This window comes from Streptomyces sp. CO7 (assembly GCF_053474865.1).
In genome coordinates, this window is the sequence record NZ_JBRIOU010000003.1 from 366,708 (window position 1) to 368,227 (window position 1,520).

A 1,520-nucleotide genomic window follows, 5' to 3' on the forward strand; every position below is an offset into this window, starting at 1 on the left:
GCCCAGCTCACCAGCGCCGAGCAGCGGTGGGCCGACCACGAGGAGGACATCACCAGCGTCGGCGGCGACGCCTACGAGGTCGGCCAGGTCTTCGCCCGCCGCTGGATCCAGCGGATCACCGACACCGCCTGCCTGGGCAAGCTCTCCGCGGAGTACCCCCGCATCCCGCACCGCGTCGACGGCGAACTGCTCCGCTACGCCGCCCGCTTCGGGCTGCTCGCGCACAAGGACGACCAGATCGACGAGCACGACCGTTACGCCATCCGTGCGGGGTTCTGGCGCGAGGTCGACAGCCACACCGGGGCCGAGCGCCCGGCCGTCGCCGAGTGAACCGCACCCCGCCGGGCGCCGGGCGGGACACCGTCGGCGGCGGGGTTGAATTTCGGGCCGAGTCGGGCACCCCGTAGGCTCATCCCTTGTGAACGCACGCTCCGCACCGCCGTCCCCTCACCCCGAGGCCGTGTGCGCGGTGCGTGACCTCACCAAGACCTACCCGGCCGGCCGCGGCCGCCGCGGCGCGCCCGGAACCCCGGAGGTGCGGGCCACCGACGCCGTCAGCCTGGAGATCCGGCGCGGCGAGATCTTCGGCCTGCTCGGCCCCAACGGAGCCGGCAAATCGACCCTGGTCCGGCAGATCACCGGACTGATGCGGCCCGACCGCGGCAGCGTCACCCTCTACGGCCACGACATCGTCCGCCACCCCGAGCGCGCCTCGCGGATCCTCGCCTACCTCGGCCAGGAGTCCACCGCCCTGGACGAGCTGACCGTCTCGCTGGCCGTGGAGACCACCGGCCGGCTGCGCGGGCTCGACGTACGCGCCGCGCGCGCCGAGCGGGACGCCGTCCTCGACGAACTCGACCTCGCCCCCATCGCCGGCCGGCCCTTGCGCAAGCTGTCCGGGGGCCAGCGCCGGCTCGCCTGCTTCGCCACCGCGCTGGTCGGCGAGCGCCCCCTGCTGGTCCTCGACGAGCCGACCACCGGCATGGACCCGGTCGCCCGCCGCGCCGTCTGGTCCGCCGTCGACCGCCGCCGCGCCGAGCGCGGGGCGACGGTGCTGCTGGTCACCCACAACGTCATCGAGGCGGAGACCGTGCTGGACCGGGTCGCCGTGCTCGACCGGGGCCGGGTCATCGCCTGCGACACCCCCTCGGGCCTCAAGGAGCGCGTCGCCGACGAGGTCCGCGTCGACCTGGTCTGGCGGGAGAACGCCCCGCTGCACGTGCCCGAGGTGGCCGCGCTGCGCGGCCGCGCCGTCGAGTCCGGGCGCCGCTGGACGCTGCGGCTCGCCCCCGACGAGGCGCGGGCCGCCGTCGGAGCGGTCACCGGCGGGGCCGCCTTCGCCGCGCTGGACGACTTCACCCTGGCCACGCCGAGTCTGGAGGACGTCTACCTGGCGCTCGGCGGCGAGGCCCGGGGACTGGTGAAGGCGTGAGGACCCCGGACGGCGTGCGGACCGCGGCCCCGGGCACGCCCGCGGCCGCGTCGACGATGAGGAGCAGCCTGTGAGCGTCGTACCCGCC

At 75.7% G+C, this 1,520-nt stretch carries 1 protein-coding gene and 1 pseudogene; both read left to right on the forward strand.

Annotated features, from left to right (window positions below):
- Positions 1-330, forward strand: a pseudogene (locus tag ACOV8S_RS11575) (NYN domain-containing protein); the annotation flags it as partial.
- 130 nt (positions 331-460) lie between these two features.
- On the forward strand, positions 461-1,432 hold the full coding sequence (locus ACOV8S_RS11580; protein WP_448317919.1) for an ABC transporter ATP-binding protein: 972 nt from the start codon (positions 461-463) through the stop codon (positions 1,430-1,432).
- Positions 1,433-1,520 lie beyond the last annotated feature (88 nt).